This window comes from Thiocapsa sp., from assembly GCF_018399035.1.
Classification (GTDB): Bacteria; Pseudomonadota; Gammaproteobacteria; order Chromatiales; family Chromatiaceae; genus Thiocapsa.
Genome location: NZ_CP073760.1, coordinates 2569207 through 2595722, shown reverse-complemented (window position 1 = coordinate 2595722; position 26516 = coordinate 2569207). Strand labels below are relative to the sequence as shown.

The following is a 26516-nucleotide window of genomic DNA, read 5'->3' as shown; positions in this document are numbered from 1 at the left end:
CCTCGGGCGAGGGCGGTGCAGGCCGGTCGGTTTTCAGCGCGGGCCGATATTGATGCCGATCGACAGACGCGGCAACGCGCTGCGATTGGTCTCGACGGCATGGGGGAGGTACGGCGGAAAAAAGAGGAAGGTTCCGGCACAGGGCTCGATGTGAATCCTCGATGGCCCGTCGTAGAGGATCAAATCGCCCGAATCCGGCGGGACGGCGACATAGTAGGCCCCTGAGAGCAGCTCGTCGTGCTCGTCGTGGGTGTGCTCCGAGGTGCTTTGTCCCGGCCCCGCGAGGTTCAGCCAAAACCCGCAGCGCAGGGTCCCGGGCGGGCGCCCGAGGATCAAGGCCGCGCAGGCGAGTGCCTGATCCAGGACCGGCAGAATGGCCGGGATGCGTGTGCGATCGAGGTACAGATTCTCGAACCGGCCACCGATGAAATGGGTGCGACGCTCGAAATCATCGTCTCGCATCCCGTTCACCGCGACCGTGATGGCCGTATTGATCCGCTCGGCGTCGGGGAGTCCGCATCGGTGAATCTCGCCATTGGACCAGCCGACTCGGCTCGGCACTGCAGGAGCGGCTTCGCTCCCGCCGAGTGCGATCCGTTTCGTGGTCTTGTGCGCTTCTGCGATGGGCTGTTTCATCGAGCTGTTGTCCCCCTTCGTGCCGTCGAGAACGGGTCGAGTGCGCGCCCTGCCGCCGATTCTTTCTGCACCAGGCAAACGCTTGGTCTCAATCGGAGCATCCTTCTCTCTTTTCTCTTTAAACCGCGCCCAGTGCGGTATGCGATGTTTTTGGATGGGATCGGCCCCGGCGGATTTCAGCTCCGCTGGAGCTGGCGCGGTTTAAAGTATTAAAAAATATAAAATTTTAAACCGCGTCCCCCGCTAAGGGTCGTGGATTCACCAAACTTCGAACTCACTCGAAAGTTAGCATCTCGCTCTGGACGCGGTTTAGGTGATTTCCGGGAAAGCATCGACCAACATGTAGGGGCGACTTTAGTCGCCCGGTAAGCATCGGCAACACGCCCGGCCGGGATGATCATTCCCGGAAATCGCCTTAGTGGAGCGGTGCAGAGATTCCGAGACCGTCCGAGATCATTTTCGTTGTCGTAATCGACCATCAATACGACAACGACAACGACAACGAACGGTCTTGGCACATCTGCCGTGTTGCACGAGTCAGGGCCGCAGTTTGTGCCGAGCCGTGCGAGGCACAACCAACCGTCGGCGGATGTTGTGCTTCCTATCGTCAGACAACGGAAATTCGACGTTCCGGAGATTGCCTTACGGCGCGGGGCTACCCCACGGCAGAATCGGTACAGCGGTAATACTGTTCTTGGGCGAACCTTCGATGACCCTGTCGCTGTAGCTCAAGTAGACCAGCGTATGTCGGGGTGCATCGTAGAAGCGCACGACCTGGAGGCTCTTGAACAACAGCGAGGTGCGCTTCTTGAAGACCTCGCTGCCGTCCTGCTTGCCGTCGCGAATGTCGTCGGGCAGGCTGATGTGACCGACCTGAGCGCAGTGAATCGCCGCATCGGAGGTGTCTTCCGCCACCCCGACCGCACCCGAGACACCGCCCGTCTTGGCTCGGCTCAAATAGCAGGCTACGCCAGGGACCTCGTCGTCTTCGAAGACCTCGATGAGGATCTTGTCGTTCGGGCCCATCCACTTGAACTTGGTGGCGACGCTGCCGATGATCTCGGCGGCGGCCGTGCCGATCAGTAAGAATAGGGCCAGCCCGAGCGCGATACGTGTTCTCATGGGGTTGATCTCGATCGGTGGCGATGTTGAGCCTTAGGCGATTTCCGGGAATGATCACCCCGGCCGGGCGTGTTGCCGATGCTTACCGGGCGACTAAGGCGGTTTCCGGGAATGATCATCCCGGCCGTGCGTGTTGCCGATGCTTACCGGGCGACTAAAGTCGCCCCTACATGTTGGTCGATGCTTTCCCGGAAATCACCTTATCCCGCGAAGAGTCGGTCCGACTCGCTGCGACTGCGTGTCAGGGCGTCCTCGATGGAGACGCCGAGGAACCAGTTTCCGGTGACCGCGAGCCGTGTCCCGGCGAGGGTCTCGTCGAGCCGTCGTATCCGCGCGGCATGGCCCGTGCGCAGGGCCGGCAAACGATTGCGGACCCGCGCCTGTGCCGCGATGTGGCTCGGCGTGGTGCCCAGCGCGAGACAGGCCCGCTCGATCTGGGCCTGCTCGCTCAGCACGCCCGGTCGGAAGTGGAAGGCGAATCCGCGGTAGCTCGGGTCGGCGAGAAAATCGCGTGAGACGGCCGAGTAGAATGCCTCGTCCACCGCAATGAGACCCGCGATGGGTTTGAGTCCCAGGTCCGCGGTGCGGAACGCCAGGACCAGGGTCTCGATCTCGACCACGCCGATATCGGTGATCGCGGCCCGCGCGGCGTCGAAGCCGGCCGGCATCAGCGCGGTGGCGGCATCGGGCGGAACGGCGAGGGTGAGCGAGCCGCAGCTCAACGTCTCCTCGCCGGTCGTGACGCGAAAGCCCTCGCCGTTGCGCTCGATCGCGGAGATCTGCTGTCCGGTGCGGACCTCGAGCCCCTTCTGCGCGGCGATGGCCGCCGGGATGGCGGAGAGCCCGGTCGAGAAGGTGAATGCCTTGATCACGTCTTTGCGGCGCGGTTTGCGGCGAAACAGCGCCTCGGCGGGGTAGTCGTCGGCCGGCTGGCAGATCACGGCCTGAAAGGCATGACGCAGCAGGTCGCGGTAGTTGTGTCGTCCGAGGACATCGCCGTAATAGTCGGAGACGCTGCGCCCTTCTTTGGGGGCGGAGAAGATCTTCGGGATCGAGCGCATCGCCTCCCAAACGTGCAGCGCAGAGAGGATCGAGCCGCGTTGCCCGCCCTTCCAGAGAAGATAGCCGACCTTTCCCTTGGGCTGAACGTGTCGGGTCAATCCGAGATCGTCCAGGATCGACAGGAGATTGCCGTAACTGTTGAAGCAGGTATGGCCACCGGCCTCGGTCCAGAAGCCGCCGAGCTCCGGGAAGGTCCGGCTGTTGATGCAGCCTCCGACACGCTCGGAGGACTCCAGCACGAGGGTCCGGCGGCTGCGGCGGGCCGAGAAATGGGCGGCACCCAGCCGCTGATGCCGGCGCCGATAACGATATGGTCCAAATCCGTGCTCATACTCTGCTCGTAGGCTGATGCGTCGGTCGGGCGGTTCTTGGGTCTCGCTTCAAGGGGTCGCGCTCCGGGGGGGCTCGCTTCAAGAGTTCTCGCCCCGAGGGCTCTCGGCCGGGGGCTCCATCTCGGCGAGCGAGAGATAGTCGATGTCGGGAATCGGGATCGGCGTGGGCGGCGGCTCGCAGTCCGCCAGGCTCCAGTCCTGCCCCGAGACGAGGCTCAGCTCGCCAGTGTCGAAGGCCGCTATGTTAACCGTGCGTGCGGGTTCGAGAAAGCCGTCTTGGGTGGTGGCCAGCGCGAGGGGCGGGGTGGCGCTGTCGTCGGATGAGTCCGGCTGCGAGGGTGGGGAGCGGTGCGAAGCCGACACGGCATCGGTCGCGTTGCCGGATCTGCGCGATTGCGCCTCTGTGTCCAGGGGCGTCACCGTCAGGATGGCGCCGGCTTGTTCGAAGACCTCGGTGAAGCGTGCCGTGGTCGCGGCATCGGCGTTGCGTTTGACGATCACCGGCCGTCCGGTGAAGAGGCGCTCGGCACCGGACTCGCTGAGCTTGAAGAGCGCCGTCAGGCGCTCGCGCACCCGCGCCGGGTCGGCTCCGGGAGCCAGATCGCCCCTATAGCTGAGATCGAACCGTTCCTCGGCCATGGCTGATGTCACGTTGGCGGCTCGGGCGAGAGCCCGGACCGATGTTGAAGCAACCGCCCGGGCGCTCGCCCGGGCGGGGTGGGGTCAGAGCGGCTTGGACAGGCTGAAGGCACCTCGGACGTCGCCGAGGCCGTAGCCGTGTGCCATGTCCTCAGGATAGCGCTCATCGATCGCCGCCGCGACCTCCGGCGTGATGTCGCTGCCGTGGCAGGCAAGGCAGACCTCTGCGGTCGGGATCGCCTTCATGAAGCGGAAGGACTTGCCGTCGGCGGTCTCCACGACCTCGGCATAGGCCATGGGTTGCACGTCTTCCCCGGCGGCGCGACGGGTGTCGAAGTCCGCGAGGACCTTCTGCTCCCAGGCATCCGGCGCATTGTCGGCGGTGTTGCGGGTCTTGAGGCTGGTTCGACCGACCTCCCAGCCGGAGCGCTCGGACAGGTCGGCTGCGATGGCGGGTGCGCGGTCGTAGCAAACCGCGATGGCGTTGGTCGGCCCGCCGTCCTTCATGGCGGCCTGCAGCTCGCCCTGCAGGGTGGTGGCGAACTCCTGGACGATGGCCTTGGCTTCGGCCGCGTTCGGGTTCGGAGCTGTCTCGGCGCTGAGCGTCGTCGTGGCGAGGATGGCGGTTGCAGCGGTCAGGCGGGCGATGAGCTTCATGCGCAAGGTCTCCGGGGATAGTGGTTTAGTGGTTAGTGACTCATGGCTGATCGGGCGGTGGATTCGATCGGCTCAGCATGGATTGATCTCGCATCCGCGATCCCGGCGCGAGGCTCGCTGTGTTTGACGGATCAACCGTCGAGAGTTCCGCGCGCTCGGTCATCGTAAGGAACTCTAGACGGGTTGGCCCCGGCACGCATTGATTTTTCGATGTATCGCTGATGCCGGGTCTTGTCCGCCCTACGGCGCTTGTCCTCGGAGCTTGTCCAGCCTGCCGGCCCGATCAGCCTGCGGCCCGCAGGGTTGCGACCTTGGACGTCGGTTCGGGATGTTCCGCGACCGTCTCGATGTCGCCTTTCTCGAGATCCATCGGCTCGATCTCGGCCGACTTGCCCTTGAGGATGCGCTCGACCGTCTTGGCGTTGCGCGCGAGATAGATGGTCAGCTCCTCGAGGTCGCGCTCGGGCAAATCGGGCAGGATCTTGTCGTGGCGAAGCAGATCGGCGAGACGCTCCGCGCTTTCGAGTGCTTTGTCGTAGGCATCGGCGGCCTTTTTGTCGGTTGTACGCAAGCGTTCGGCTCCCTTCTGGTCTCTGACGACGTATTCGATCTCGATCACGGTCTTGGGCTCCGGGGTCTGCTGTGGTGATGCCCCGCGTGAGGGCTCGAGCGCACAGTATACTGTTGAAAAAGACAGGCATGCACGCGAGACCGTGGGCGCGATGCCGGGCACCGACCGGCTCGACAGATCGGATGATACCTTGCAAAATGATTTCTCTGCGACATAAAATCATGACTTGAACATAATTAGTGATGTCTAAAACATGATTGTTGCTGCTCAGATTCGCGCCGCGCGCGCCCTGCTGGGGATCGACCAAAGACGTTTGGCCGAGGCTGCGGGTCTGTCCCTGCCGACCATTCAACGGATGGAGGCCAGCGACGGTCAAGTTCGCGGCAACCTGGATTCGGTCATGAAGCTGATCGAGGCGCTGGATCGGGCCGGGATCGAGCTGATCGGCGAGGGTCAGGTCAGCGCGGGCGGCGGGCGCGGGGTCCGCCTCAAGCAGACGGCCTCGGAGGCGCGCGGCGCCGACGCCACGCCATGAGGGTCGAGACCGCCTTGTCCATCGCCGGACTCGCGGTGGCGCTCGCCCTCGGATCGGCCGCCGTCTCGCTGCTGGCGGCGCGATTCCCCAAGGTGGTGCGCTTCGCGGCGATGCCGCTGACCGGTCTCTGCGGTGTGGCGGCGATCGTCGCGGGACTGGGCGCCTTGCTGTCGGGCGGCGTGGCGACGGCGACCTTGCCCCTGGGCCTGCCTTGGCTGCCCTGGCATGTGCGTCTCGATGCACTCGCCGGGTTCTTCCTGCTCCTGATCGGTCTGGTAACCAGCGCGGTCGGGCTCTACGGGCCGGCCTACGTGCGCGGGCTCGAGCAGGGCCGGGATTCGCTGGTCGCGCTCGGCGGTTTCACCGGGCTCTTCCTGGCCGGGATGCTCCTGGTCGTCCTGGCCGACGACGCCTTTCTCTTCATGATCGCCTGGGAGGTCATGTCGCTGGCGTCCTATTTCCTGGTCGCCTTTCAGCATGAGCAGGCGGCCAACCGCCGCGCGGCGTTTCTTTATCTGCTGATGGCGCATATCGGGGGGCTGAGCATCCTGCTCGGGTTCGGGGTGCTCGCCTCCTTTGGCGACGGCTTTGCCTTCGCGTCCATGCGGGCTGCCGAGCTGTCGCCGGTTTGGGCCAGCGTGGCGTTCGGGTTGGTCTTCATCGGCTTCGGCATGAAGGCCGGTCTGGTGCCGCTGCATGCCTGGCTGCCCGAGGCCCATCCGGCCGCGCCGTCTTACATCTCGGCCCTGATGTCCGGCGTCATGCTCAAGGTGGCGGTCTACGGCTTCATTCGACTGGTCTTCGATCTGATCGGCGATGTCCAGTGGACGTGGGGGATGGCGGTGCTGGCGATCGGCAGTCTCTCGGCGCTCACGGGCGCGCTCTTTGCGCTGATGCAGACCGATCTGAAACGCCTGCTCGCCTATTCATCCGTCGAGAATCTGGGCATCGTCTTTATCGCACTGGGATTGGCGCTGATCTTCATCGACACCGGCCATCCGCTGCCGGGCGCGCTCGCCTTCGTCGCCGCGCTCTATCACGCGCTCAATCATGCCCTCTTCAAGGGGCTGCTCTTCCTGGGCGCCGGTTCCATCCTGCACAGCACCCACGAGCGGGACCTGGAGCAGATGGGCGGTCTGCTGCGGCGCATGCCTTGGACGGGGTTCTTCTTCCTGATCGGTTGTCTGTCGATCGCGGCGCTGCCGCCCTTCAACGGCTTCGTCTCCGAATGGCTGACCTTCCAGGCCGCCCTGCAGGCCTGGCAGCTCGACAGCGGTGTCATGCGCAGCCTCATCCCGATCGCGACCGCCGTGCTGGCGCTCACCGGCGCCTTGGTGGCGGCGACCTTCGTGAAGGTTTACGGCATCGCCTTCCTCGGTCAGGCGCGCAGCCGGCATGTGCGCCGCGCCCGGCCCGGGCCTTGGGGGATCCGCGCCGGACAGGGGCTGCTCGCCGTTCTCTGTGTGCTGCTCGGTCTCTTTCCGACCCTGGTCATCGGTCTGATCGACGCCGTCCCGCGCCAGCTCCTCGGCGGCGGGCTGCCCGACGCAGGCAGCCAAGGCTGGCTCTGGCTGGTGCCCGATGCCTTCGAAACGGCCAGCTACAGCGCGCCTCTGGTGACGGTGCTGCTCATCGCGATCGCCGTTCTCGTGGTCTGGGGCCTGCACCACGTCGGTGTGCGCCGGGTGCGCCGCTGCGATGCCTGGGACTGCGGTTTCGCACCGCCGACGGCGCGGATGCAATACACCGCGACCGCCTTCGCCCAACCGGTGCGGCGGGTCTTCGCGCTGCTGTTCCGGGTCGAGGAGACCCAGGTTCCGCGCGAAGACGGCGGCATGCGCCATCAGATCAAGATCGTCGACCGCAGTTGGGACGCGCTCTATCTCCCCCTGGCACGTCTGGTCGAGGCTGCGGCACGCCGCGTGGTCCGTCTGCAGTCGGGCAATGTGCGCGTCTATCTCGGTTGGACCCTGGTGACCCTTTTGGTCCTGCTGTGGATCGTCTCCGCGTAAGCGGACTTAAACCGCGTCCCCGCTAAGGGCCGTGGATGCACCAAACGTCGAACTCAATCGAAAGTGAGCATCTCGCTCTGGACGCGGTTTAATGGTGAAGCGCTGAATCCGATGGCCGACATCCTCACACCATCCGCCTGGCTGCTCGCCGTCGTGCAGGCGCTCCTGTTTCCCGCGCTCGCCCCGCTCCTCGTGGGCTGGGTCCGCAAGGTCAAGGCGCGCCTGCAGAACCGGCGCGGGGCCTCGGTTTTGCAGCCCTATCGCGAGTTGCGCAAGCTGCTCTTCAAGGAGGCCCGGGTCGCCCATACCGCCTCGCCTCTGTTTCGTGCCGCACCCTCCGTGGTCTTCGTCGCCACCTGGCTGGCGGCGGCGACGGTGCCGCTCCTGACCATCGATCTGCCGACCGCGGTGGTCGCCGACATCATCGTCCTGGCCGGGCTGCTGGCGCTGGCGCGCGTCTTTCTGGCCCTGGCCGGCATGGACGTGGGTACGGCCTTCGGCGGCATGGGCGCCTCGCGCGAGATGATGATCTCCGCCCTGGCCGAGCCGGCGATGCTGATGGCGGTCTTCACCCTGGCCATGACCGCCCACAGCACCAATCTGGGCAGCGTCATCGCGCATCATCTCGGGGATGCCTTCGTCCTGCGCCCCTCGTATCTCTTCGCCTTTGCCGGGCTGACGCTGGTGGCGCTCGCCGAGACCGGCCGTATCCCGGTCGACAATCCGACGACCCACCTGGAGCTGACCATGGTCCACGAGGCCATGGTGCTGGAATACTCGGGTCGGCACCTGGCGCTGATGGAGTGGGCGGCGCAGATCAAGCTCCTGCTCTACGGTGTGCTGGTCGCCAACATCTTCTTTCCCTGGGGGATCGCGACGGATCCGGCCCCCCTGTCGCTGGCGATCGGCTTGGGTGCCATCCTGCTCAAGCTGGCGGTGCTCGGGGCCGCCCTGGCGGTGGCCGAGACCGTCTTGGCGAAGATGCGCCTATTCCGTGTCCCGGCCTTTCTGAATCTCGCCTTGCTGCTGGCCCTGCTCGGGCTCTTGAGCCACGTCATCCTGGAGGTCGGGGCATGAACCTCCCGGCGTTGCCGCTGCTGCAACAGTTGGTGGTCCTGCTGGCCGCCCTGGTGCTTTTTCTCTCCTTCGTCCTGCTGGCGCAGAGTCGGTTGGTGTCCGCAATCCATGCCTTCGCCTGGCAGGGCGCCCTGGTCGCCGCGGTCACCGCGGTCGTGGCCCTGAGCGGCGAGGTCCATCATCTGTATTTCTCGGCCGGGTTGACGCTGCTCCTCAAGGCGCTGGTGATCCCGGCGATGCTCCACCGACAGGTCCGCCGGCTCGAGCTGGAGCGGCACACCGAGGCCCTGCAGCGTCCGACCCTGGCCATCATGGCGGCGGTCGGCCTGGTGATCTTCAGCTCCTGGCTGGTGCTGCCGATGGTGGCCGAGGAGCTGGCCTTCACCCGCAGCATCCTCGCCATCAGCCTTGCGGTGGTCCTGATCGGCTTCCTCATGATGGTGGTGCGCCACCAGGCGGTCGCCCAGGTGCTGGGGTTCATGTCGATCGAGAACGGGCTCTTCCTCGCCGCCGTCTCGGCGACCGGCGGCATGCCCTTGATCGTCGAGCTGGGCGTCGCCTTCGACGTCTTGGTCGCCATGGTCCTGTTCGGGGTCTTCTTCTTTCAGATCCGCGAGAGCATCGACTCGCTGGACGTGGACCGGCTCAATCGGCTGAGCGAGACGGCGGAGATGGCGGGCGAGGAGCGGCCATGACCGCACTCCTGCTCACCCTGCTTGCGCCTTTGCTGGGTGCGCTCCTGCTCCCCCTGGTCCGCCCGCCCGCCGTGGGCGGCTGGCTGAACCTCGCCGTCTCGGCGCTCACGCTGGCCGCGGCCGTCTGGTTGGCCTGGACGGTGGCGCTGGAGGGCGAGGTCTTCGGCCGACTGATCGGCATCGGTTTTCGGGTCGATGCCTTCAATGTCTATCTGGTCGCCTTGACCGCCTTCGTCGGTCTAACCACGTCGATCTTCTCGCGGCCCTATATGCGCCATGTTCGAGCCGAGGGTCGGGTCTACCTCGGCGGCATGCGCGTCTATCACAGCATGTATCAGACCTTCATGCTGACGATGCTGACGGCGCTCACCACCGACAACCTGGGTGTCCTCTGGGTCGCCGTCGAGGGCGCGACCCTGGCCACCGTCCTGCTCGTTTCGCTCTACCGCACACCCGAGGCGATCGAGGCGGCCTGGAAGTATTTCATCCTCTGCGGTGTCGGCATTGCGCTCGCCTTGTTCGGCACCGTGCTGACCTATTTCGCCGCCCAGCATGTCGATTTCGGGATGCTGGCCGAGCCCGGCGCCGGTCTGGTCTGGAGCAGCCTCCACACCCATGCCGCCGCACTCGACCCCACCGTCATGCGCATCGCCTTCGTCTTCCTGCTGGTGGGCTACGGCACCAAGATCGGCCTGGTGCCCATGCATCAGTGGCTGCCCGATGCCCACTCGGAGGGGCCGACACCCATGTCCGCCGTGCTCTCCGGGTTGCTGCTGAACGTCGCCCTCTATGCCCTGGTGCGTTTCAAGATGCTGGTCGATGGCTCGCTGGCGGCGACCGCCTCGCCGCACCTGGCGGGCGCCTTGCTGATGGGCTTCGGGCTGGTCTCCTTTACGGTCGCCGCGCTTTTTCTGCACCGCCAGCGCGACATCAAGCGTCTCTTCAGCTACTCCTCCATCGAGCACATGGGGCTGATGACCTTCGCGTTCGGACTCGGCGGCCCGCTCGCCACCTTCGGCGCCCTGCTGCACATGCTGGTGCATTCGCTGACCAAGTCGGCCATCTTCGTCACCGTCGGGCATGCCGCGCACATCGCCGGGAGTCAGGGGATCGAGAAGATCCGCGGGCTGATCCGCACCCAGCCGGCGGTCGGCTGGTCGCTGCTGATGGGCGTGGCCGCCATCGCCGGCTTCCCGCCGTTCGGGGTCTTCACCAGCGAGTTCCTGCTGCTCACCGCCACCATGCAGGCGCAACCCTGGCTGACGCTGCCGCTGGTGACCGGTCTGGCCATCGCCTTCGCCGGGCTCTTCCGGCATCTGCACCCGATGGTTTACGGCACCCCGCCCGAAGGCCAACAGCCGGTTCAGGCCAACATGATCCCGGTCGTCGTCCATCTGGGTCTGGTGCTCTGGCTGGGGCTCGCGATCCCCGGTTTCCTTGCGCAATGGCTGAACCGGGCGACGCAACTCATCACGGGGAGCAGCCTGCTATGAGCCGTTTCGACTGGTTGTCCGAGTTTCTGGCCCGGCTCGACGACGATCGTCTGATCGCCCGACACGGCGATGACCGCGCCTTGGCCCCGGCCCATCGTCTGGAGCTCGATGCCGAGGACTGGGGGCCGGCTGGCAAGATCGCCGCGGCGATGGGGCTGAGGCACGCGGGTGTCTGGGCCGATCCGCTCGGGGCTGGACCGATGGAAAGCGAGACCGACATCGAGGGCCCGGCGATCCGCGTGCAGGCGTGCCTGGAGCTGGGCGGCGACTATCTGATCCTACAGACACTGGTCCCGCAGACGCGGCCGGTTCTGGGCTCGCACACGCCGGTCTACCCCGGCGTCGATCGCCTGGAGCGCCACGCCCAGGACCTGACCGGCGTACGCTTTCTCGGGCATCCGGACGATCGGCGTTGGACCCGCCACCAAGCCTGGTCGGCCGACGACTATCCGCTGCGGCCGGATTTCCCGATCGAAGGGCGCAGCGAGCGGCGCACCCCGGCCGATGTCGACTATCCCTTCACCCGCATCCAGGGCAGCGGCGTCTACGAGATCCCGGTCGGCCCCGTCCATGCCGGCATCATCGAGCCCGGTCACTTCCGTTTCCAGGCCGCGGGCGAGGACGTCCTGCGTCTGGAGGCGCGCCTCGGCTACGTCCATCGCGGGATCGAGAAGCTGGCCGTCGGGCGCGATCCGCAGGGGCTCATGCGACTTGCCGGGCGCGTCTCGGGCGACTCGACCGTCGCCCATGCCTGGGCCGCCGCTCAGGCGATGGAGCGCGCCGCCGGCTGTGTGCCGCCGCCGCGCGCGATGAGCCTGCGCGCACTCCTGGCCGAGCGCGAGCGCATCGCCAACCATCTCGGCGACATCGGCGCCGTCTGCAACGACGTCGGCTTCGCCTTCGCCCACGTTCAGTGCGCCCGGCTGCGCGAGCAGTGGCAGCGCCGCAGCGCCGCACGCTTCGGCCACCGCCTGATGATGGACACGCTGGTCCCCGGCGGCGTCGCCTGCGATCTTTCGGCGACGGCCTTCCGCGAGCTGCGTCTGGATCATGCCGCCCTGCACAAGGCCGTCGAGCCCCTGTTCGAGATCGTCGACGACCATCCGTCGCTCGACGACCGGCTGATCGGTACCGGCATCCTCGCGCAAGCCGACGCGCGCGCGCTCGGCTGCACCGGCTATGTGGGCAAGGCCAGCGGGCTGACGTTCGATGTCCGTCGCGACAGCCCCTATGCGCCCTACGATCAGGTGACGGTCGACATCCCGGAGGAGACCTCCGGAGACGTCGCCGCCCGTGTGCGGGTGCGCATGAAGGAGGTCCGCGCGAGTCTCTGGATGCTCGACCGCCTGCTCGATGCCCTGCCGGAGGGCGAGATCGCCGCACCCTTCCCGCTTCCGGAGGAGGGCGCCATGGGCCTGGGCCTGATCGAGGGCTGGCGCGGCGAGATCTTGTGCTTCGTGCGCTTCGCGGCGGAGGGTCGGATCGCCCGCTACTTCCCGCGCGACCCGAGCTGGTTCACCTGGCCGGCCCTGGAGCGCCTGATCCACGGCAACATCGTTCCCGACTTTCCGGTGTGCAATAAGTCGGTTAATGGGTCGTATGCGGGGGTGGACCTCTGAACCGCGCCCCTTTAGCACATGCGGGGTTGGCCGCTCGGCTCGGACTCGCGCTCATCAACGAATGTTGTAGCAGGCGCGGTTCAGGATATTGAATGCTTTTTTTGAACCGCTTCAGGCGGAGGGGCCGTGGATATCCTTGTCATCGCGGCTTTCGATTGGCCGTTGACACGCTTGGCGTTCGGCATAAGCTACATGTAACGATTCCATGGAGACCCTCATGTCGATACCTGTCAACGAACGTGTCCGGAAGCGGCGCGATGCGCTTCGCGCGGCCGGATTGAGGCCCTTGCAGATCTGGGTGCCCGATACAAAGCGGCCGGGGTTCGCAGAGGAGTGCCGACGCCAGTCGCTCGCGGTTGCGCAGGCGGATGCGGCGGACCAGGGCCTGATGGGCTTCATCGACGCCGCCCTTGCGGATGCCGATGAGTGGTCGGTATGAAGCGCGGCGACCTGGTCACGGTTGCCATGCCGGGAGATTTCGGCAAGCCAAGGCCCGCGTTGATGATTCAATCGGATCACTTCGGTGCGACGGCAACCGCGACACTCTTGCTGGTCTCGTCGACCCTGGTCGAGGCTCCGTTGATCCGCCTGAGCGTCGATCCAACCCCGGAGAATGGCCTGCGCAAGCGCTCTCAGATCATGATCGATAAGGCCATGACGGTGCGTCGGGACAAGCTGGGAGCGCCGTTCGGCAGACTCGACGACGACACCATGGTTGCCGTCAACCGGGGGCTCGCGCTCTTTCTCGGATTTGCCTAGCTGAACCGCGCCACCCTACGACAGGCGCGATTGGTTGCTCGGTTCGACCTCGCGGCCATCAACGGACGCCGGAGCGGGCGCGGTTCAGGATATTGAATGCTTTTTTCTGAATCGCGTCAGGCAGAGAGTTCATGGGTATCCTCGCCATCGCGGTTGGCGATCACTCTTCCGCATTACTACGAGACGCGGTTCAGCATGTTCCGAATCCTTAAGCAATCCTTCCGCACCGGTGTCGTCACCGAGGCCCCGCCTGCGCACGACGACGACGAGCTGGAGCGGCTCGGGATCGAGGTGCGTCGACACATCGATGCGCGCTTCGGCCGCAGTCTCGCCATCCGCCAGGTCGACGCGGGCTCCTGCAACGGCTGCGAGCTGGAGATCCATGCGCTCGACAACCCTTTCTACGATGTGGAGCGCTTCGGTATCCACTTCGTTGCCTCGCCGCGCCATGCCGATGTGCTGCTCGTGACCGGTCCGGTGTCGCGCCACATGGAGACCGCACTGCGCCGCACCTGGCGCGCCACCCCCTCGCCCAAATTCGTGATCGCCGCCGGCACCTGCGCCTGCGACGGCGGCGAGATCGGGGTCTCCTATGCCTCCTGCGGTGCGATCGAGAACGTCATCCCGGTCGACATCAAGATCCCCGGCTGTCCGCCTGCGCCGATCGACCTTTTGAAGGGATTGCTCGGGGCCATGATGCCATCGGATGGAACCGCGGCAGGCGCTCGGAACGGGCGCTGATCGGTCGGCTCCGCGATTAGTGATGATGGGCGTGGTCGTCGCCGTCGGTCGCTGGATCGACGGCTGCGGATTCCCCCTGCACGCTCACTGTGCCCGGCGTGAATCGGGCCTGCCAGCTGTTGCCGTCCGGGAAGTTCAGCGAGGCGATCGCCTTCATGTCCGGGCGCTTCTCGAAGGTGCCTTGGCCGGTGAGTCTGTTGTCGCCTGTCGGGACGACGGGGATCGTCACGCGCTCGCCGCTCATGATGATCACATTGCCGCCGACGCCCTCGCTCGGCACGGGTGTATCGGCGTGGTCGGTGAGATAGACGCTGACTGCGTTGTCGCCGAGCACCAGCTCGAAATGATAGGGTCCGGACATGCGGACCTGACCGCCGTTCGGGGACGGCATCGCGTCCAGCGTGGCATCGTCATGCGCGAATGCGGGGGTTGCGAGGGCGAGTGCAAGCAGGACGCCGGTCATGGTTTTCATGGGACTCTCTCCGTTTGCGATCGGGTCGTGCGGCGGGCGAGGCGCCGGGTGTCGCGATACCGCGCAACCGAGCCACGTCCGCCATGGTTTGTCGGTGCCCGAGCCGGATGCGAGGATCCGCTCGGCCCTTTGATTCTCCGTCGCGGCACTGACCCCATCCTGACCGGACCATGACAAATGCGTCATTTTCATCGCCTGACGAGCGGCCGAATACGGATCGGGATCCACGGCCCGAGCCAGCGCAACCACGTCGAGGACAGCGATGAGGATTTTGATCGTCGAGGACGAGCCCAAGACGGGTGATTATCTGCGCCAGGGCTTGACCGAGGCGGGCTTTGTCGTCGATCTGGCGCGCGACGGCTTCGACGGTCTGCATCTGGCCACCGGCGGGGACTATGACCTGGTGATCCTGGACGTCATGCTGCCGGGTCTGGACGGCTGGCAAGTCCTCTGCGGCGTGCGGCGCAAGGATCCGGATCTGCCGGTGCTGTTCCTCACGGCGCGCGACCAGGTGGACGACCGTGTGAAGGGACTGGAGCTCGGTGCCGACGACTACCTGATCAAGCCCTTTGCCTTCGCCGAGCTGCTGGCGCGGGTGCGGACCCTCTTGCGGCGAGGCCGGGCGACGAGCGAGCCGACCGTCCTGCGCGTGGCCGATCTGGAGCTGGACCTGCTGCGCCGTCGCGTGCTGCGCGGCGGTCGACGCATCGAGCTGACGGCCAAGGAATACGCACTGCTGGAATTGTTCATGCGCCGTCGCGGGGAGGTCTTGCCGCGCTCGCTCATCGCCTCCTCGGTGTGGGACATGAACTTCGACAGCGATACCAACGTGGTGGATGTCGCCGTACGCCGGCTGCGTCTGAAGGTCGACGAGGGCTTCGAGCCCCGTTTGATCCAGACCGTGCGCGGCATGGGCTACGTGCTGGATACGCCGGAGTGAAGGCGCCGTCCCTCACCGTCCGGCTGAGCCTCTTGTTCGCGGTCTCGACCGTCGCTTTGCTGCTCGGCCTGGGATGGACGTTGGAGCGCGCGGTCGCGCTGCATTTCCGCGAGCTCGATCACCACGAGATCGCCGGCAAGCTCGCCTTGGTGCGCAACCTGCTCGGCAAGGCCACGACCCCCGGGGCACTGGCGAGCCTGCCGGCGGACTTGGAGGCCGCGCTGGTCGGCCATCCGGGATTGGCGCTGCGTGTTCAGGCGCCCGACGGCAGGGTTCGCTTCGTCAGTGCGCGCGGGCAGCTTCCTCCCGAGACCGCGTCGGCGCGCAGCGGCTCGGGGCAGCCGGACGACATCCTCTGGGCGCGCTGGGACGATGGTCCGCGCGCCTTTCGCGGGCTGATCGCCCGCGTCTCCGTCGGGGCGTCTCGGCAGACGCGGGACGCGACGACGGCGGGCATGGCCGAGCCCCCGTCCGATACCGTCGCCATCGGCCTCGACATCAGCCATCACCAAGCCTTTATGGCCGAGTTTCGGCGCATCTTGGTGCTGGCCATGCTGCTGGCCGCGGCTGCCGCCGCCGCCTTGGGTTGGGCCGTCACGCACGCCGGCCTGCGCCCGCTGCGACGCATCACGGCCTTGGCCGCGGACCTGGATGCGAGCCGGCTCGGTGCACGCCTGCCCGAGACGCGGGTGCCGCCCGAGATCAAGTCGTTGGTGGTCGCCTTCAACGCCATGCTCGCGCGCCTGCAGGACAGCTTCCAACGCCTGTCGGATGTCTCCGCGGACATCGCCCACGAGCTGCGCACCCCGATCTCCAATCTCACGCTCCAGACCCAGGTCGCGCTCAATGCCGCACGCGACGCCGATCAGTATCGCGAGGTGCTGTATTCGAGCCTCGAAGAGTACGAGCGCATGGGCCAGATGATCGGCGACATGCTCTTTCTCGCCCGTGCGGACCACGGCCTGCTGCACCCCACCGCCGATGTCCTGGACCTCGCGGCCCAGGTGCGAGATCTGTTCGACTATTTCGATGCCTGGGCCGAGGAGCGCGGCGTCTCGCTCGTGTTGACCGGTAGCGCCTGCGCTCAGGCAGACCCCTTGATGTTGCGTCGGGCCCTGAGCAATCTGTTGAGCAACTCCATTCGCCATACGGACCTGGGGCAGCAGGTGCGCGTGCAGCTGCAGGACGATGGGCGTTACGCGCGAATCCTCGTCGAGAACCCCGGGCTACCCATCCCGCCGGAGCAGGCTGCGCGTCTCTTCGAGCGCTTCTACCGTGCCGATCCGGCCCGCGGTCGCCGCGGCGAAACGGCGGGGTCCGGCACCGGGCTCGGCTTGGCCATCGTCAAGTCCATCATCGAGGCCCACGGCGGGGCCGTCGAGGCGAGTTCCCGTGCTGGCTGGACACGATTTACGGTGACCTTGCCCAGTGCGCATCCCCGTAGCGCCGCGCAGGCACCTGCCCCCAGCGCAGGAACATGACCGGGGTCAGCAAGGTGTCGGCCAGTTTCGAGGAGATGAGTCCGCCGATGCGGCACCTTGACCTAAACCGCGTCCAGAGCGAGATGCCAACTTTCAAGTGAGCTCGACGTTTTATGCATCCACGACCCTTAGCGGGGGGCGCGGTTTAAAATTTATATTTTTTAATATCTTAAACCGCGTCAGCTCTAACGGTCGTCAAGTCTGCCGGGGCCGATCCCATCCAAAAACATCGTATACCGCGCCGGGCGCGGTTGAGATCATCAGGGACATTCCGATGAGTCGTCGAAGCGCCATCCCGGCGTTTCAACCTTCGGAACGCTCTTGGTGATCTTGTATTGAATAAAAAATGACATCCGCTGAGAGGCTGCGGAAAGGTTCGGTCACGACCCGGACCTGCCGCTCGGCGCCTCGTCCCGGGCGACCGTTCAGGACGCAGAGCGGTCGCCCGCAGAAGGCCCTCTGGATGGCTCAGCTCGGCGTGCAGCTGACACTCGAAGGGGCCGCCTGAACGTGCCGGAACGGCTGTGGGTGCATATCGTGCAGCTCGCCGGTGAGAGGGGTCGGGGGGCTGTGGCAGGGTGCGTTGGTCCGAGCGACGGCATCGCAAAAACTGTAACCGCCACCATTCCCGCCTCGTCATGCGGCGAGTCGGGAAACCGTGCAGGCGCATCTGGTGCGGCAACGATCGATCTTGGGTAGCTCATGACCCGCTCACTCTGTTTGGAGCTATCCCCAGGGGGTCGCTGAAGCAGGCGACTTACCCGTCGCGACGGGCCGCGGGACGGGCTGGGACTGGAGCTGTGCTTAAGCTGTGCGTACAATGTGCATTGCAAAAATGCCCCCTCAGGTGCAACGCCATGGCCGCCATCTTCGCAGACGTGCTCGAATCGACGCGGGAACCCGGGACGTCGCGGTTCTCTGCATCGGGCGTCGCCGACATCCTCGGCATGCAACAGCAGGATCTGGCCGAGCTGGCGGGGGTCCATCGCAACACCTTGCGCACCCACCCGGAATCGCCAAGACTGCAATCCGCACTGCGTGACCTGATGCGGGTGTTGTCGGCCGCTGCGGCGGTGCAGCCGGACCCGCAACGCGCCATCTTCCTGGTCAAGAACGAACCCATTCCCGCGTTCCGTCACAAGACCCTGTTGCAACTGGTACAGGAAGGCCGGACCGAGGATGCGATCGGCTACCTGGAGTCCATCAGCACCGGGTTCGTCGGTTGATCCTCTGCGATCTGCCCCCCGGCACCACGTTGTTCCGGGCGCTTACCCCGCAGTGGGCCAGCCGCCCCACCAGCGGCGCAGGCGCCGCAGCCCGAGGGGGGCGCTTCAACCGAGAAGGCGTCGAGGCGCTGTACCTGTCGTTGGATGAGGTGACCGCCTTGCGCGAGTACCAGCAGACCTCCCCCTTCCTTCCACCCTGCACGATGTGCTCGTACACCGCGGCGCTGCGCGACCTGGTCGACCTGCGCCTGCTCCACCATGTGGCGCAGGGGGGGGCGCCCTGGGACGCGCTCTGGCACGACTGGCGCGAGGACTGGCGCCACCTGAAGTTCGAGCGGCACATCGAACCCCCGACATGGGTTCTCGCCGATCTGGTGCTGGCCCATGGCTATACCGGCATCCTCTTTCCGAGCCAGGCGCACGAGGGCGGAACCAACGTCGTGGTGTATTCAGAGCGGCTCGTGGATGGCAACTCGGTCACCGTCAACGATCCCGACGGGCGGCTCCCCCGAGACCAGTCCAGTTGGGGACTCTGACCCCATATGCTGCTGACCCCGCATATGCTGGTTTCCAGTCCGCAATGAACGACGGGGAACTTCAGGCACAGCAGCACGATGTCCAACGTTTGTTGGGCCACTGCCTGCTGCGCCTTCAGCAGTACGAGCGCCTGATGAAGGTCATCGGATAGACGGATGCATTTCGGCACGCAACGCGCTGGTTGCCGCGTTCGAACACATCGGCAAGAACTATGAACAGCTTCGGGGCTGGGCTGAGCACATGGATCAGGCCAGGCGCCTGGCCGCGGAGTTCGCACAGTCCGATGCCTTCTACGACATCATGTTCAATGGCATCTTCCCGGACGGCACAGTGAACTGGCCAGCCGCAGGCATCGTCCGCGCTTTGCGCGAGGCGGCGAACGAGCTCGCCGTGGACGGCTGGACGCCCGTTGCAGCGGCTGAGCGATGGATCATGGAACGGAGTCCTGAACAGCAGCCCAACAAGTACAGATGCACCAGCTGGCGACAGGCTCTACATGAGTCGCGCCTGTTCGAGCTGCGCTACCGTGTCGTGGGCGGCGAGCGAGCCGCCTGGTACAGGGTCTGCCCCCAGTAGCCCTGCTTGGGGTTCCTCAGCGCGATATCGGCCCGGGAGAAGATCTCAACCTACGCGAAGTCAACGACGGCGGGTGACGGCTTCTTTCGCCGTAACCCCGAGATGCCTATCCCGCAACCGCTCGTGACGCAGCGGTCTGCGTGCGGCCGCTTCGGGCACGACGACGGCCCCTTTGGGATCAGCAGCGGGTGGCCGCTCCGTGGCCGACTCCATGCGCTGCGGTTCCCGGACGCCAGTGACCGATGACGGGGCGCGAGCGACAACAGGCTGCCGCGGTTTCAGACTGGCCCCGCTTTCCGGTGACCCTGCCTACCGCGCATCGACAAACCGCCGCGCCGGCGCCTGCCCCCAACGCAGGAACATGACCGGGGTCAGCAGGGTGTCGAGCAGGGTCGAGGAGATGAGTCCGCCGAAGATGACGATGGCCACCGGGTAGAGGATCTCCTTGCCGGGCGCCTCGGGGCTGAGCAGCAGGGGTAGCAGCGCGAGGATGGTGGTGAGTGCCGTCATCAGCACCGGGGTCAGTCGGTCCAGGCTGCCCTCGATGACGGTGGCGGGGCCGAAGGGCCGGCCCTCCAGCGTCAGCAGATCCAGGTAACGGTCGATCTTGAGGATACCGTTGCGGGTGGCGATGCCGGCGAGTGTGACGAAGCCGACCAGGCTGGCGACCGAGAGTGTCTGACCCGCGAGCTGCAGCGCGATGACGCTGCCGACCAGCGCGAGCGGCACGTTGGCCAGGATCATCAGGGACAGGGCGGTCGAGCGATAGCGGCTGTAGAGGACCAGAAAGATCAGCGTGAGCGAGACCAGCGACAGCAGACCGATCAGCCGGGTGGCCTGCTCCTGGGCCTGGAACTGGCCCTCCAGGCTCAGGAAATAGCCCTCGGGCAGCGGCAGCTCGGCCATCACCCGGCGCACCTCGGGGATGAGGTTGGCGAGGTTGGTGCCGTCGCTGTTGGCGGACACGACAATGCGGCGCCGGCCGTTGTCGCGGCTGACCTGATTCGGCCCGTCGGTCTCCTCCACATCGGCGACGAGACGCAGCGGCACATGACCGCCGGGGGTCTCGATCAAGAGTGCGCGCAGTCCTTCGTGCGTGCGGTCGGCGTCGTCGACACGCAGCACCACGCCGATGCGGCGGTTGTCCTCGATGATCTGGGCGACCTCCTTGCCGCCGACCAGGGTGGCGAGCGCATCGTTGACCGCGGCCGGGGTGATGCCGTAGGCCGCGGCGCGGGCATAGTCCACCCGCACCTGGGCCTGGGGGATGCGCACCTGCCGTTCGATCTGCAGGTCCACCAATCCAGGGGTGTCGGCAAGCCCCTGGCGCAGGGCCTGGGCGAGCGCGCGCAGGGTGTCCAGATCATCGCCGAAGACCTTGATCGCGATCTGGGCACGGATGCCCGACAGCAGATGGTCGAGCCGGTGCGCGATCGGCTGGCCCAGGCTGACCGACGCGGGCAGCGGAGCGAGTCGGGCGCGGATATCGGCGAGGATCTCTTCGCGTCCGCGCTCGCCGGCTGCCCCTGTGGCGGGGACGAGGTCCACGTCGATCTCGGAGTAATGCACGCCCTCGGCGTGCTCGTCCAGCTCGGCGCGACCGGTGCGCCGTCCGGTCTTGACCACCTCCGGAACCTCTCGGATCAGCCTCTCGGCCAAGGTGCCGACCCGATTGGACTCGGCGAGCGAGCTGCCCGGGTTGAGCAGGACATTGATCGTCAGGGTGCCCTCGTTGAAGGCCGGGAGGAAGGTCCGCGGAAAAAAGGGCACCGAGGCGGCGGCGACGGCGACCGCCAGTACGGCGGCTCCAAGCAACAGCCGGGAATGCCGGAACGACCACCCGAGCAGACGCCGATCCGCTGCCTTCAGCCCGCGCACCAGCGCCCCGTCGCCGCGATCCATCAGCCGCGCACGCGGCAGCAGCCAGGAGCAGAGCACCGGGGTCAGGGTGATGGAGACCAGGGTACTGGCGAGGATCGCGACGATGTAGGCGATGCCCAAAGGCACGAACAGACGGCCCTCGATGCCGGGCAGGGCGAACAGCGGGACGAAGACCAGGACGATAATCAGGGTCGAGTAGAGGATCGCCGAGCGGACCTCGATGGTGGCATCGGCGACGACCTTGAGCATGGCGAGTGTATCGGCGCCCGTGCGGGCGCGCGGGCCGTCGTTCGCCGTCTTCGCCCGCCATTCGCGCAGGCGCCGCAGCACGTTCTCGACCCCGACCACGGCGTCGTCGACCAGCTCGCCGATGGCGATGGCCAGCCCGCCCAGGGTCATGGTGTTGACCGAGAGCCCCATCCAATGGAAGACCAGCGCGGTGACCAGCAGCGACACCGGCAGCGCGGTCAGCGAGATGAAGGTGGTGCGCAGGTTGAGCAGGAACAGCAGCAACACCACCGCGACGATGATCGCGGCATCCCGCAGCGCCTCCTGCACGTTGCCGACGGATGCTGCAATGAAGTCGGCCTGACGGAACAAGACCGCGTGATCCAGTGTCCCGGCGGGCAAGGTCTCCCAGAGCGTCTCCAGGGCGCGCTCCACCTCGCGCGTCAGGGTCAGGGTGTCGGCCTGCGGCTGCTTCTGCACCGACAGGATCACCGCCGGACGACCCTCAAAGCTCGCATCCCCGCGCTTGACCCGCGCCCCCCAGCGGACCTCCGCCACCTGGCGAAGCAGCACAGGCGCGCCCTCGCGATGGGCAACGACGAGGTTGCGCAGATCATCGAGCCGCGTGGTGCGGGCGATGTTGCGGATCAGGTACTCCTGCGCCTGGCGTTCCAGAAAGCCGCCGCTGGTGTTGCGCGCGAAGCCCTGCACCGCGGTTTCGAGCTCGGCGAGCGTGATGTCCAGATCCCCGAGCATCCGCACGTCCGGGACCACCTGCGCCTGGCGTACTTCCCCGCCGATCGGAATGACCTGCGACACCCCCGGCAGCGTCAACAGGCGCGGGCGGAGCACCCAGTCGGCGAAATCCCGCACCGCCATCGGCGACGTCGCGTCGGCCCCACTGTCGTTGCTGTCTTTGCTGTCGTTGCCTTCGGCCTCCGGCGCAAAGACCGCCACCAGCATGATCTCGCCCATGATCGAGGTGACCGGGCCCATGTGCGGGGTCACCCCCGGCGGTAGCTCACCGCCGAGCGTGGTGAGCCGCTCGGCGATCTGCTGGCGGTTGCGGTAGAGGTCGCTGCCCCAGTCGAACTCGATATAGACGATCGACAGCCCGATGCCCGATACCGAGCGCACCCGGGTCACACCGGGCAGGCCCTTGACCGCGGCCTCGATCGGAAAGGTCACCAGTTGCTCGACCTCTTCCGGCGCCATGCCCTCGGCCTCGGTCATCAGGGTGACCGTCGGCTTGTCCAGCGCCGGGAAGACGTCGATCGGCAGGCCGAGCGCCTGATAGCTGCCGTAACCGATCAGCACCAGGGCGGCGGCCAGGACCAGCAGCCGTTGCCGCAGACTCGTTGCGATGATCCGACTGAACATGGGCGGACCTCAGCGCACCTGACCGAGCAGCGCGGCGCCGTCGGAGACCACCCGGTCCCCGGCCGCGAGCCCGGCGCTCACCACGCTGTCTCCGGCGCCCAACGCCCGGACCTGCACGCGCTGCGGGCGGAAGTGCTCGGGCTGGACATGCAACCAGACCAGCTCGGCGCCGTCCGGGCCGCGCTGGACCGCGGCGCTCGGGATGCGCAGGCCCGTGCTGCCGTGGAACATGGTGGCGACCACCGTCAGGGGTTGGCGCACGACGAGCTGGTCGGATGGCCGCGGGCTTCCCGGCGTCACGAGTGGCGGGTCGGGCTCGATCCGGAACTGAATCGGCAGGGCATGGCCGCGCAGCTCGTAGCCGCTGCCGAGCGGTGTCAGGCGCAGGTTGCGGCCCTCGGCGGTCGTGGCGCTGGCCGAGGTGAAATGGGTCGCATGATCGGTGTCGTAAAGCAGGGCCTCCACCAGCAGACGCTTGGGGTCCACGACCGTGAACAGGGTCTCGCCGCCGGCCACGATCTGGCCCGGCGAGGCGTTGCGCAAGGCCAGCACGCCGCCGACCGCGGCGGTCAGCGGCATCCGCACGCTGAAGCTGTCGGCGATGGCGCGGCGACGGGCGGTCAGGCTCGTGTGCTCGGTCTCGGTCTCCTCGAGCTCCTGGCGCGGGGCGTTGTCGCCGAGCTGGCGTAGGCGGATCAGGTTGCGGGCGAGGTTCTCGATGCGCCCGTCGAGCTCGGCCACTTCCGCCTGTAGATCGGTGCGGTCCACTGCGTCCAGGATCGGGACAAGATAGGCCAGCACCTGGCCCTCGCGAATCGGCGCTCCGAGCAGCGGCAGACCCTCCTCCGGCAGCTCGATGCGGCCCCGCAGCGGCGCCTGCACCAGCGCACTGGCGTTCGGATCCGGGATCACGTGCCCGGACAGAGTGAAGGTGTCCGGCCAGTCACCGGGCTCGGCGCGGGCGGTGCGGATACCGAGCAGCCGTTGGGTCGGTTTCGGTACGAACAGGGTCCCGTCCGGCAAGCGCGCGGCGGCTTGCCCGGCGGCGGATGCCGCCGCAGGGGTCGGATCGCTGGCCGGGTCCGGAGCGCCATGGTCATGTCCCTCGTGGGCGCGGACGGGTCCGACGGCGTCCAGCGCCAGCAGCGTCGTTGCGAGGAGCGCCAGCGGCATCATCGCTGCCGTGTTCGGGGAGGCTGAACCCTTCGACGGGGACTTCGGATCTGATTGCTTGCCTGGAATGCGGCGGTCCCGGTGATCGCGCCACAGCAGCAGGGCCAGACTGCATAACGCCAGCAGCACGACCGCCCCTTGCAGCAGCGGAACGGATGCGTACCAGGCCGGCGATCCAGCGGCCGGCTGGGCATCGATGTCTGGCGCGTCCGATACCACCAGGGTTCCCAACAGCAGATCGGCCAGCGTCGGCGACTCGATCGCAAAGATCAGATCGTGTTGGCCCGGCTCCGCCAGTGGACCCGGATCGAGCCTGTAGACGCCGTCGCCCTCGTGGGCCGCGTTGCCCTGCCAGGCCCCGCTCTCGACCTGCAGGACGGCGTCCTCGATCGGGCGGTTGGTCGCAAACTCATCCAGATAGACCGTCAGTGTCCCGTCTTCGAGTACGGCAACCAGCTCCAGATCCGCCGACTCGGCGGTGACCCGCGGCGCCAGGGTCGCGGTCACCGGGGCCGGCAACGGCGGACCGTGGTCATGGCCTTCGTGGGCCGAGAGATTGGTCGTGCCAAGGCCGGCCAGCACGGTCGCGAGCAGGATCGGGAAGTAGGCCAGGGTTCTTCGCATAACCTTGTCTCGATGGGATGCCGAATCGATTCTGACGAGCGCATCCGGTCGTCGTCCCCAACGAAGACACCGCCTCGTGTCGGAATCTTGTCGCACCGGCTCGGCCTGCTGTTCTTTGCTCGAATGAAGTGGAGCAGAAAGTCAATTAAACCGCCAGCTCCGACAGTTGTCGGAGCTGGCGGCCAAGCCAATCCAACAAACGACGCCTACCGCACCGGGCGCGGTTTAGGGCAGGATCGCCGATGTCACCCGACAGGACGCTGACAGGGCAATGACAAAATTTTCATCTTGTTTGCGTGGGATGCGGATCAGGTGCCGACCAAGCTGCCCTTCGATTGGGAGGGATGGGAAACCGAGCTGGAGGTGAAGTACGCCACCGGAACAGACTTGGAAGCGGTGGCCTTGGCCGAGCATTACACCGCCAGGGCATTGGCCGGCGCCATCGGCATCAGCAAGACCGAGGTCTCTGCCTCTCTGCGTCGCAGCTTTGATGCCGGCTTGGCGCGGCGCGACCGGCATTCCGGTCTTCCACGGGTCAATCGGAGCGCGTTGCTCGAGATCGGCGAGCACTGTCTGCGCTGGGTGTTTCCGGTGCGTCCAGGTCCGCTCGCGCGCGGCATCCCCACCGGGTTTGCCGCCCCCGTGCTGGCCGATCAGGTCTTCAGTGCAGGCGAAAAACCCTATGTTTGGGTCGATGCCCATGGCAAGGTCACCGGGCAGAGCGTCTCCCCACTGTACAAGAGCGTCCCGCTGGCCGTCCGTGGCGACCCGGCTCTCTACGCAATGTTCGCACTGCTCGATGCGCTGCGGCTTGGACAACCGCGAGAGCGCGCCATCGCCCGCGACAGGCTCGCCACCATGCTGGAAACCACGTGAGCGGCGCTGCGGATACGCATCGCGCGATGGTTGAACTGGTCGCCCGGGCGCTCGGCGACGATTTGCTGCGCCGGATGGCATTCCTTGGCGGCTGCGCAACCGGTCTGCCGAAGCTCCTGCCGGCCGATCAGCTCCGCAGTGCTTGAGCGGTCGGGAAGTCGCCGGCCTGCGCGACCTTCTCGGGCGTGCCTTCGGCGACGATCCGACCACCCGCGTCGCCGGCTTCCGGCCCCAGATCGATGATCCAGTCGGCCTCGGCCATCAGATCGAGGTTGTGCTCGATGACCAGGACCGAGTGACCGGCATCGACAAGCCGATGCAGGACGCCGAGCAGGCGTTCGACGTCGGCCATGTGCAGGCCGACGGTCGGTTCGTCGAGGACATAGAGGGTCGGGCGGGCGTGGCGTTGGGTCTTGATCGATTCGGGCCCCTGTCTCTGCCCCGGCGTCGCCCCCGATGTCGATCGCGCCTTGGTCAGCTCGGTGACCAGCTTGATGCGCTGGGCCTCGCCGCCGGAGAGCGTGGGGCTGGGCTGACCGAGCTGCAGATAGCCGAGTCCGACGTCCCGGAGCAGGGCGAGCGGGTGGTGAATGGCTCGGTGCGCGTGAAAGACCTCCACCGCCTCGTCGACGCTCAGGCGCAGGACTTCACCGATATCGAGTCCCTGATAGCGCACTTCGCGGGTCTCGCGGTCGAAACGGCTGCCGCCGCAGGCGTGGATGTCATGTCTGCGAGTCAATCTCAATGCGGTTCAACTGATCCCATCCCATTGTCGAACGCTTCGGGCCTCGGCCAATGTTGGCCGAGACAGTCTTTTCATCATTGAAAGGCATCGCGAATCGACTGGTTGATTGCCGTGCTCAGTGCGCTGCTTGTCGTCTGGACGGCACTCTCGTAGAGATTCCTCGTGCCCACGCTCAGTACGTTGCGTTGATTTGCGTTGGATCTTGCTCCGTATCCGGAGCCCGAGTCGAAGGGCCGGCTTCCCAGCGTTGCGGTGGATGAGTGCACCCACGCGGCGTTGTTCGCAGCCTCGCCGGTGGCTGTTACGCGGTTTTCGCCATCCCGCGAATAGTTCTCGTAGCGGCTGGTTTGTATTGAGCTACAGCCAACCATGCACAGCGCAAGCAACGACACTATAAACGTTTCCATCGCTTATCCTCCGACGTTCA

General features: G+C 66.4%; 26 protein-coding genes and 1 pseudogene. 16 read left to right on the top strand and 11 right to left on the bottom strand.

Annotated elements, in window-relative coordinates; genetic code table 11:
- Positions 1-33: 33 nt before the first annotated feature.
- From KFB96_RS11725 to KFB96_RS11700, 6 genes are all read right to left on the bottom strand, one after another.
- Positions 34-636, bottom strand: a complete 603-nt coding sequence (locus tag KFB96_RS11725; RefSeq protein ID WP_213461527.1) for a hypothetical protein — start codon at positions 634-636, stop codon at positions 34-36.
- A 642-nt stretch (positions 637-1278) separates the two neighbouring features.
- Complete coding sequence (locus KFB96_RS11720; RefSeq protein WP_213461525.1) at positions 1279-1758, bottom strand: CreA family protein; 480 nt, start codon at positions 1756-1758, stop codon at positions 1279-1281.
- 200 nt (positions 1759-1958) lie between these two features.
- Entirely contained in the window at positions 1959-3059 is a 1101-nt protein-coding gene (locus KFB96_RS11715; RefSeq protein WP_367115049.1) for an FAD-dependent oxidoreductase, read from the bottom strand.
- A gap of 171 nt (positions 3060-3230) precedes the next feature.
- Entirely contained in the window at positions 3231-3803 is a 573-nt protein-coding gene (locus KFB96_RS11710) for a hypothetical protein (RefSeq protein ID WP_300971607.1), read from the bottom strand.
- A 72-nt stretch (positions 3804-3875) separates the two neighbouring features.
- Positions 3876-4448, bottom strand: coding sequence for a DUF3365 domain-containing protein (locus KFB96_RS11705; protein ID WP_213461521.1), 573 nt, complete (start codon positions 4446-4448; stop codon positions 3876-3878).
- A 283-nt stretch (positions 4449-4731) separates the two neighbouring features.
- A complete protein-coding gene (locus KFB96_RS11700) occupies positions 4732-5067 on the bottom strand; it encodes a YebG family protein (RefSeq protein ID WP_213461519.1) in 336 nt (111 codons plus the stop codon).
- 205 nt (positions 5068-5272) lie between these two features.
- Here KFB96_RS11700 and KFB96_RS11695 point away from each other — a divergent pair, with 205 nt between their 5' ends.
- From KFB96_RS11695 to KFB96_RS11655, 9 genes are all read left to right on the top strand, one after another.
- Positions 5273-5554: a helix-turn-helix transcriptional regulator gene (locus KFB96_RS11695; RefSeq protein WP_213461517.1), complete on the top strand. Its 282-nt coding sequence runs from the start codon at positions 5273-5275 to the stop codon at positions 5552-5554.
- A complete protein-coding gene (hyfB, locus tag KFB96_RS11690) occupies positions 5551-7566 on the top strand; it encodes a hydrogenase 4 subunit B (RefSeq protein WP_213461515.1) in 2016 nt (671 codons plus the stop codon). The genes KFB96_RS11695 and hyfB overlap by 4 nt, the downstream gene beginning before the upstream one ends.
- 111 nt (positions 7567-7677) lie before the next feature.
- On the top strand, positions 7678-8643 hold the full coding sequence (locus tag KFB96_RS11685) for an NADH-quinone oxidoreductase subunit H (protein ID WP_213461634.1): 966 nt from the start codon (positions 7678-7680) through the stop codon (positions 8641-8643).
- A complete protein-coding gene (locus KFB96_RS11680; RefSeq protein ID WP_213461513.1) occupies positions 8640-9338 on the top strand; it encodes a formate hydrogenlyase in 699 nt (232 codons plus the stop codon). Before KFB96_RS11685 ends, KFB96_RS11680 begins: the two co-directional genes overlap by 4 nt.
- Positions 9335-10831: a hydrogenase 4 subunit F gene (locus tag KFB96_RS11675; RefSeq protein WP_213461511.1), complete on the top strand. Its 1497-nt coding sequence runs from the start codon at positions 9335-9337 to the stop codon at positions 10829-10831. The genes KFB96_RS11680 and KFB96_RS11675 overlap by 4 nt, the downstream gene beginning before the upstream one ends.
- Positions 10828-12450, top strand: a complete 1623-nt coding sequence (locus KFB96_RS11670; RefSeq protein WP_213461509.1) for an NADH-quinone oxidoreductase subunit C — start codon at positions 10828-10830, stop codon at positions 12448-12450. The genes KFB96_RS11675 and KFB96_RS11670 overlap by 4 nt, the downstream gene beginning before the upstream one ends.
- Before the next feature lie 217 nt (positions 12451-12667).
- On the top strand, positions 12668-12889 hold the full coding sequence (locus tag KFB96_RS11665; protein ID WP_213461507.1) for an antitoxin MazE family protein: 222 nt from the start codon (positions 12668-12670) through the stop codon (positions 12887-12889).
- The gene (locus KFB96_RS11660) at positions 12886-13209 is read left to right on the top strand and encodes a type II toxin-antitoxin system PemK/MazF family toxin (RefSeq protein ID WP_213461505.1); all 324 of its coding nucleotides are present in this window, start codon (positions 12886-12888) and stop codon (positions 13207-13209) included. Before KFB96_RS11665 ends, KFB96_RS11660 begins: the two co-directional genes overlap by 4 nt.
- Before the next feature lie 195 nt (positions 13210-13404).
- On the top strand, positions 13405-13950 hold the full coding sequence (locus KFB96_RS11655) for an NADH-quinone oxidoreductase subunit B family protein (protein ID WP_213461503.1): 546 nt from the start codon (positions 13405-13407) through the stop codon (positions 13948-13950).
- Between the two features lie 16 nt (positions 13951-13966).
- Here the strand turns inward: KFB96_RS11655 and KFB96_RS11650 are convergent, their stop codons facing one another.
- Entirely contained in the window at positions 13967-14422 is a 456-nt protein-coding gene (locus KFB96_RS11650; RefSeq protein WP_213461501.1) for a hypothetical protein, read from the bottom strand.
- 262 nt (positions 14423-14684) lie between these two features.
- On the opposite strand from KFB96_RS11650, the gene KFB96_RS11645 reads away from it, so the two are divergent.
- From KFB96_RS11645 to KFB96_RS11625, 5 genes are all read left to right on the top strand, one after another.
- On the top strand, positions 14685-15362 hold the full coding sequence (locus tag KFB96_RS11645; RefSeq protein ID WP_213461499.1) for a heavy metal response regulator transcription factor: 678 nt from the start codon (positions 14685-14687) through the stop codon (positions 15360-15362).
- Entirely contained in the window at positions 15359-16843 is a 1485-nt protein-coding gene (locus KFB96_RS11640; protein WP_213465873.1) for a heavy metal sensor histidine kinase, read from the top strand. The genes KFB96_RS11645 and KFB96_RS11640 overlap by 4 nt, the downstream gene beginning before the upstream one ends.
- 857 nt (positions 16844-17700) lie before the next feature.
- Entirely contained in the window at positions 17701-18069 is a 369-nt protein-coding gene (locus KFB96_RS11635; RefSeq protein WP_007191680.1) for a hypothetical protein, read from the top strand.
- Positions 18066-18605, top strand: coding sequence for an RES family NAD+ phosphorylase (locus KFB96_RS11630; RefSeq protein ID WP_213461493.1), 540 nt, complete (start codon positions 18066-18068; stop codon positions 18603-18605). Before KFB96_RS11635 ends, KFB96_RS11630 begins: the two co-directional genes overlap by 4 nt.
- Positions 18606-18846: 241 nt before the next feature.
- A complete protein-coding gene (locus KFB96_RS11625; protein ID WP_213461491.1) occupies positions 18847-19182 on the top strand; it encodes an OST-HTH/LOTUS domain-containing protein in 336 nt (111 codons plus the stop codon).
- A 309-nt stretch (positions 19183-19491) separates the two neighbouring features.
- Here KFB96_RS11625 and KFB96_RS11620 read toward each other — a convergent pair whose 3' ends face one another.
- Together KFB96_RS11620 and KFB96_RS11615 are read right to left on the bottom strand one after the other, a co-directional pair.
- On the bottom strand, positions 19492-22671 hold the full coding sequence (locus KFB96_RS11620) for an efflux RND transporter permease subunit (protein ID WP_213461489.1): 3180 nt from the start codon (positions 22669-22671) through the stop codon (positions 19492-19494).
- Between the two features lie 9 nt (positions 22672-22680).
- Positions 22681-24468 carry an efflux RND transporter periplasmic adaptor subunit gene (locus tag KFB96_RS11615; RefSeq protein WP_213461487.1) on the bottom strand — a complete coding sequence of 596 codons (1788 nt, stop codon included), beginning with the start codon at positions 24466-24468 and terminating at the stop codon, positions 22681-22683.
- A 312-nt stretch (positions 24469-24780) separates the two neighbouring features.
- On the opposite strand from KFB96_RS11615, the gene KFB96_RS11610 reads away from it, so the two are divergent.
- Positions 24781-25344, top strand: a complete 564-nt coding sequence (locus KFB96_RS11610) for a hypothetical protein (protein WP_213461485.1) — start codon at positions 24781-24783, stop codon at positions 25342-25344.
- Positions 25341-25490, top strand: a complete 150-nt coding sequence (locus tag KFB96_RS11605) for a hypothetical protein (protein ID WP_213501946.1) — start codon at positions 25341-25343, stop codon at positions 25488-25490. Before KFB96_RS11610 ends, KFB96_RS11605 begins: the two co-directional genes overlap by 4 nt.
- Here the strand turns inward: KFB96_RS11605 and KFB96_RS11600 are convergent.
- Together KFB96_RS11600 and KFB96_RS11595 are read right to left on the bottom strand one after the other, a co-directional pair.
- A pseudogene (locus KFB96_RS11600) lies at positions 25472-26056 on the bottom strand (excinuclease ABC subunit A); the annotation flags it as partial. The gene KFB96_RS11605 and the pseudogene KFB96_RS11600 sit on opposite strands and share 19 nt — an antisense overlap.
- Positions 26057-26163: 107 nt before the next feature.
- A complete protein-coding gene (locus KFB96_RS11595; protein ID WP_213461483.1) occupies positions 26164-26496 on the bottom strand; it encodes a hypothetical protein in 333 nt (110 codons plus the stop codon).
- Positions 26497-26516: the final 20 nt, after the last annotated feature.

What these genes read in the sequence shown, in the direction of transcription:
- KFB96_RS11680 (WP_213461513.1), top strand. Translation starts at nt 8,640, where the DNA reads ATGAACCTCCCGGCGTTGCCGCTGCTGCAACAGTTGGTGGTCCTGCTG.
- KFB96_RS11625 (WP_213461491.1), top strand. Translation starts at nt 18,847, where the DNA reads ATGGATCAGGCCAGGCGCCTGGCCGCGGAGTTCGCACAGTCCGATGCC.
- KFB96_RS11675 (WP_213461511.1), top strand. Translation starts at nt 9,335, where the DNA reads ATGACCGCACTCCTGCTCACCCTGCTTGCGCCTTTGCTGGGTGCGCTC.
- KFB96_RS11620 (WP_213461489.1), bottom strand. Translation starts at nt 22,671, where the DNA reads ATGTTCAGTCGGATCATCGCAACGAGTCTGCGGCAACGGCTGCTGGTC.
- hyfB (WP_213461515.1), top strand. Translation starts at nt 5,551, where the DNA reads ATGAGGGTCGAGACCGCCTTGTCCATCGCCGGACTCGCGGTGGCGCTC.
- KFB96_RS11705 (WP_213461521.1), bottom strand. Translation starts at nt 4,448, where the DNA reads ATGAAGCTCATCGCCCGCCTGACCGCTGCAACCGCCATCCTCGCCACG.
- KFB96_RS11725 (WP_213461527.1), bottom strand. Translation starts at nt 636, where the DNA reads ATGAAACAGCCCATCGCAGAAGCGCACAAGACCACGAAACGGATCGCA.
- KFB96_RS11655 (WP_213461503.1), top strand. Translation starts at nt 13,405, where the DNA reads ATGTTCCGAATCCTTAAGCAATCCTTCCGCACCGGTGTCGTCACCGAG.
- KFB96_RS11650 (WP_213461501.1), bottom strand. Translation starts at nt 14,422, where the DNA reads ATGAAAACCATGACCGGCGTCCTGCTTGCACTCGCCCTCGCAACCCCC.
- KFB96_RS11720 (WP_213461525.1), bottom strand. Translation starts at nt 1,758, where the DNA reads ATGAGAACACGTATCGCGCTCGGGCTGGCCCTATTCTTACTGATCGGC.
- KFB96_RS11595 (WP_213461483.1), bottom strand. Translation starts at nt 26,496, where the DNA reads ATGGAAACGTTTATAGTGTCGTTGCTTGCGCTGTGCATGGTTGGCTGT.
- KFB96_RS11615 (WP_213461487.1), bottom strand. Translation starts at nt 24,468, where the DNA reads ATGCGAAGAACCCTGGCCTACTTCCCGATCCTGCTCGCGACCGTGCTG.
- KFB96_RS11645 (WP_213461499.1), top strand. Translation starts at nt 14,685, where the DNA reads ATGAGGATTTTGATCGTCGAGGACGAGCCCAAGACGGGTGATTATCTG.
- KFB96_RS11635 (WP_007191680.1), top strand. Translation starts at nt 17,701, where the DNA reads ATGGCCGCCATCTTCGCAGACGTGCTCGAATCGACGCGGGAACCCGGG.
- KFB96_RS11665 (WP_213461507.1), top strand. Translation starts at nt 12,668, where the DNA reads ATGTCGATACCTGTCAACGAACGTGTCCGGAAGCGGCGCGATGCGCTT.
- KFB96_RS11695 (WP_213461517.1), top strand. Translation starts at nt 5,273, where the DNA reads ATGATTGTTGCTGCTCAGATTCGCGCCGCGCGCGCCCTGCTGGGGATC.
- KFB96_RS11670 (WP_213461509.1), top strand. Translation starts at nt 10,828, where the DNA reads ATGAGCCGTTTCGACTGGTTGTCCGAGTTTCTGGCCCGGCTCGACGAC.
- KFB96_RS11685 (WP_213461634.1), top strand. Translation starts at nt 7,678, where the DNA reads ATGGCCGACATCCTCACACCATCCGCCTGGCTGCTCGCCGTCGTGCAG.
- KFB96_RS11660 (WP_213461505.1), top strand. Translation starts at nt 12,886, where the DNA reads ATGAAGCGCGGCGACCTGGTCACGGTTGCCATGCCGGGAGATTTCGGC.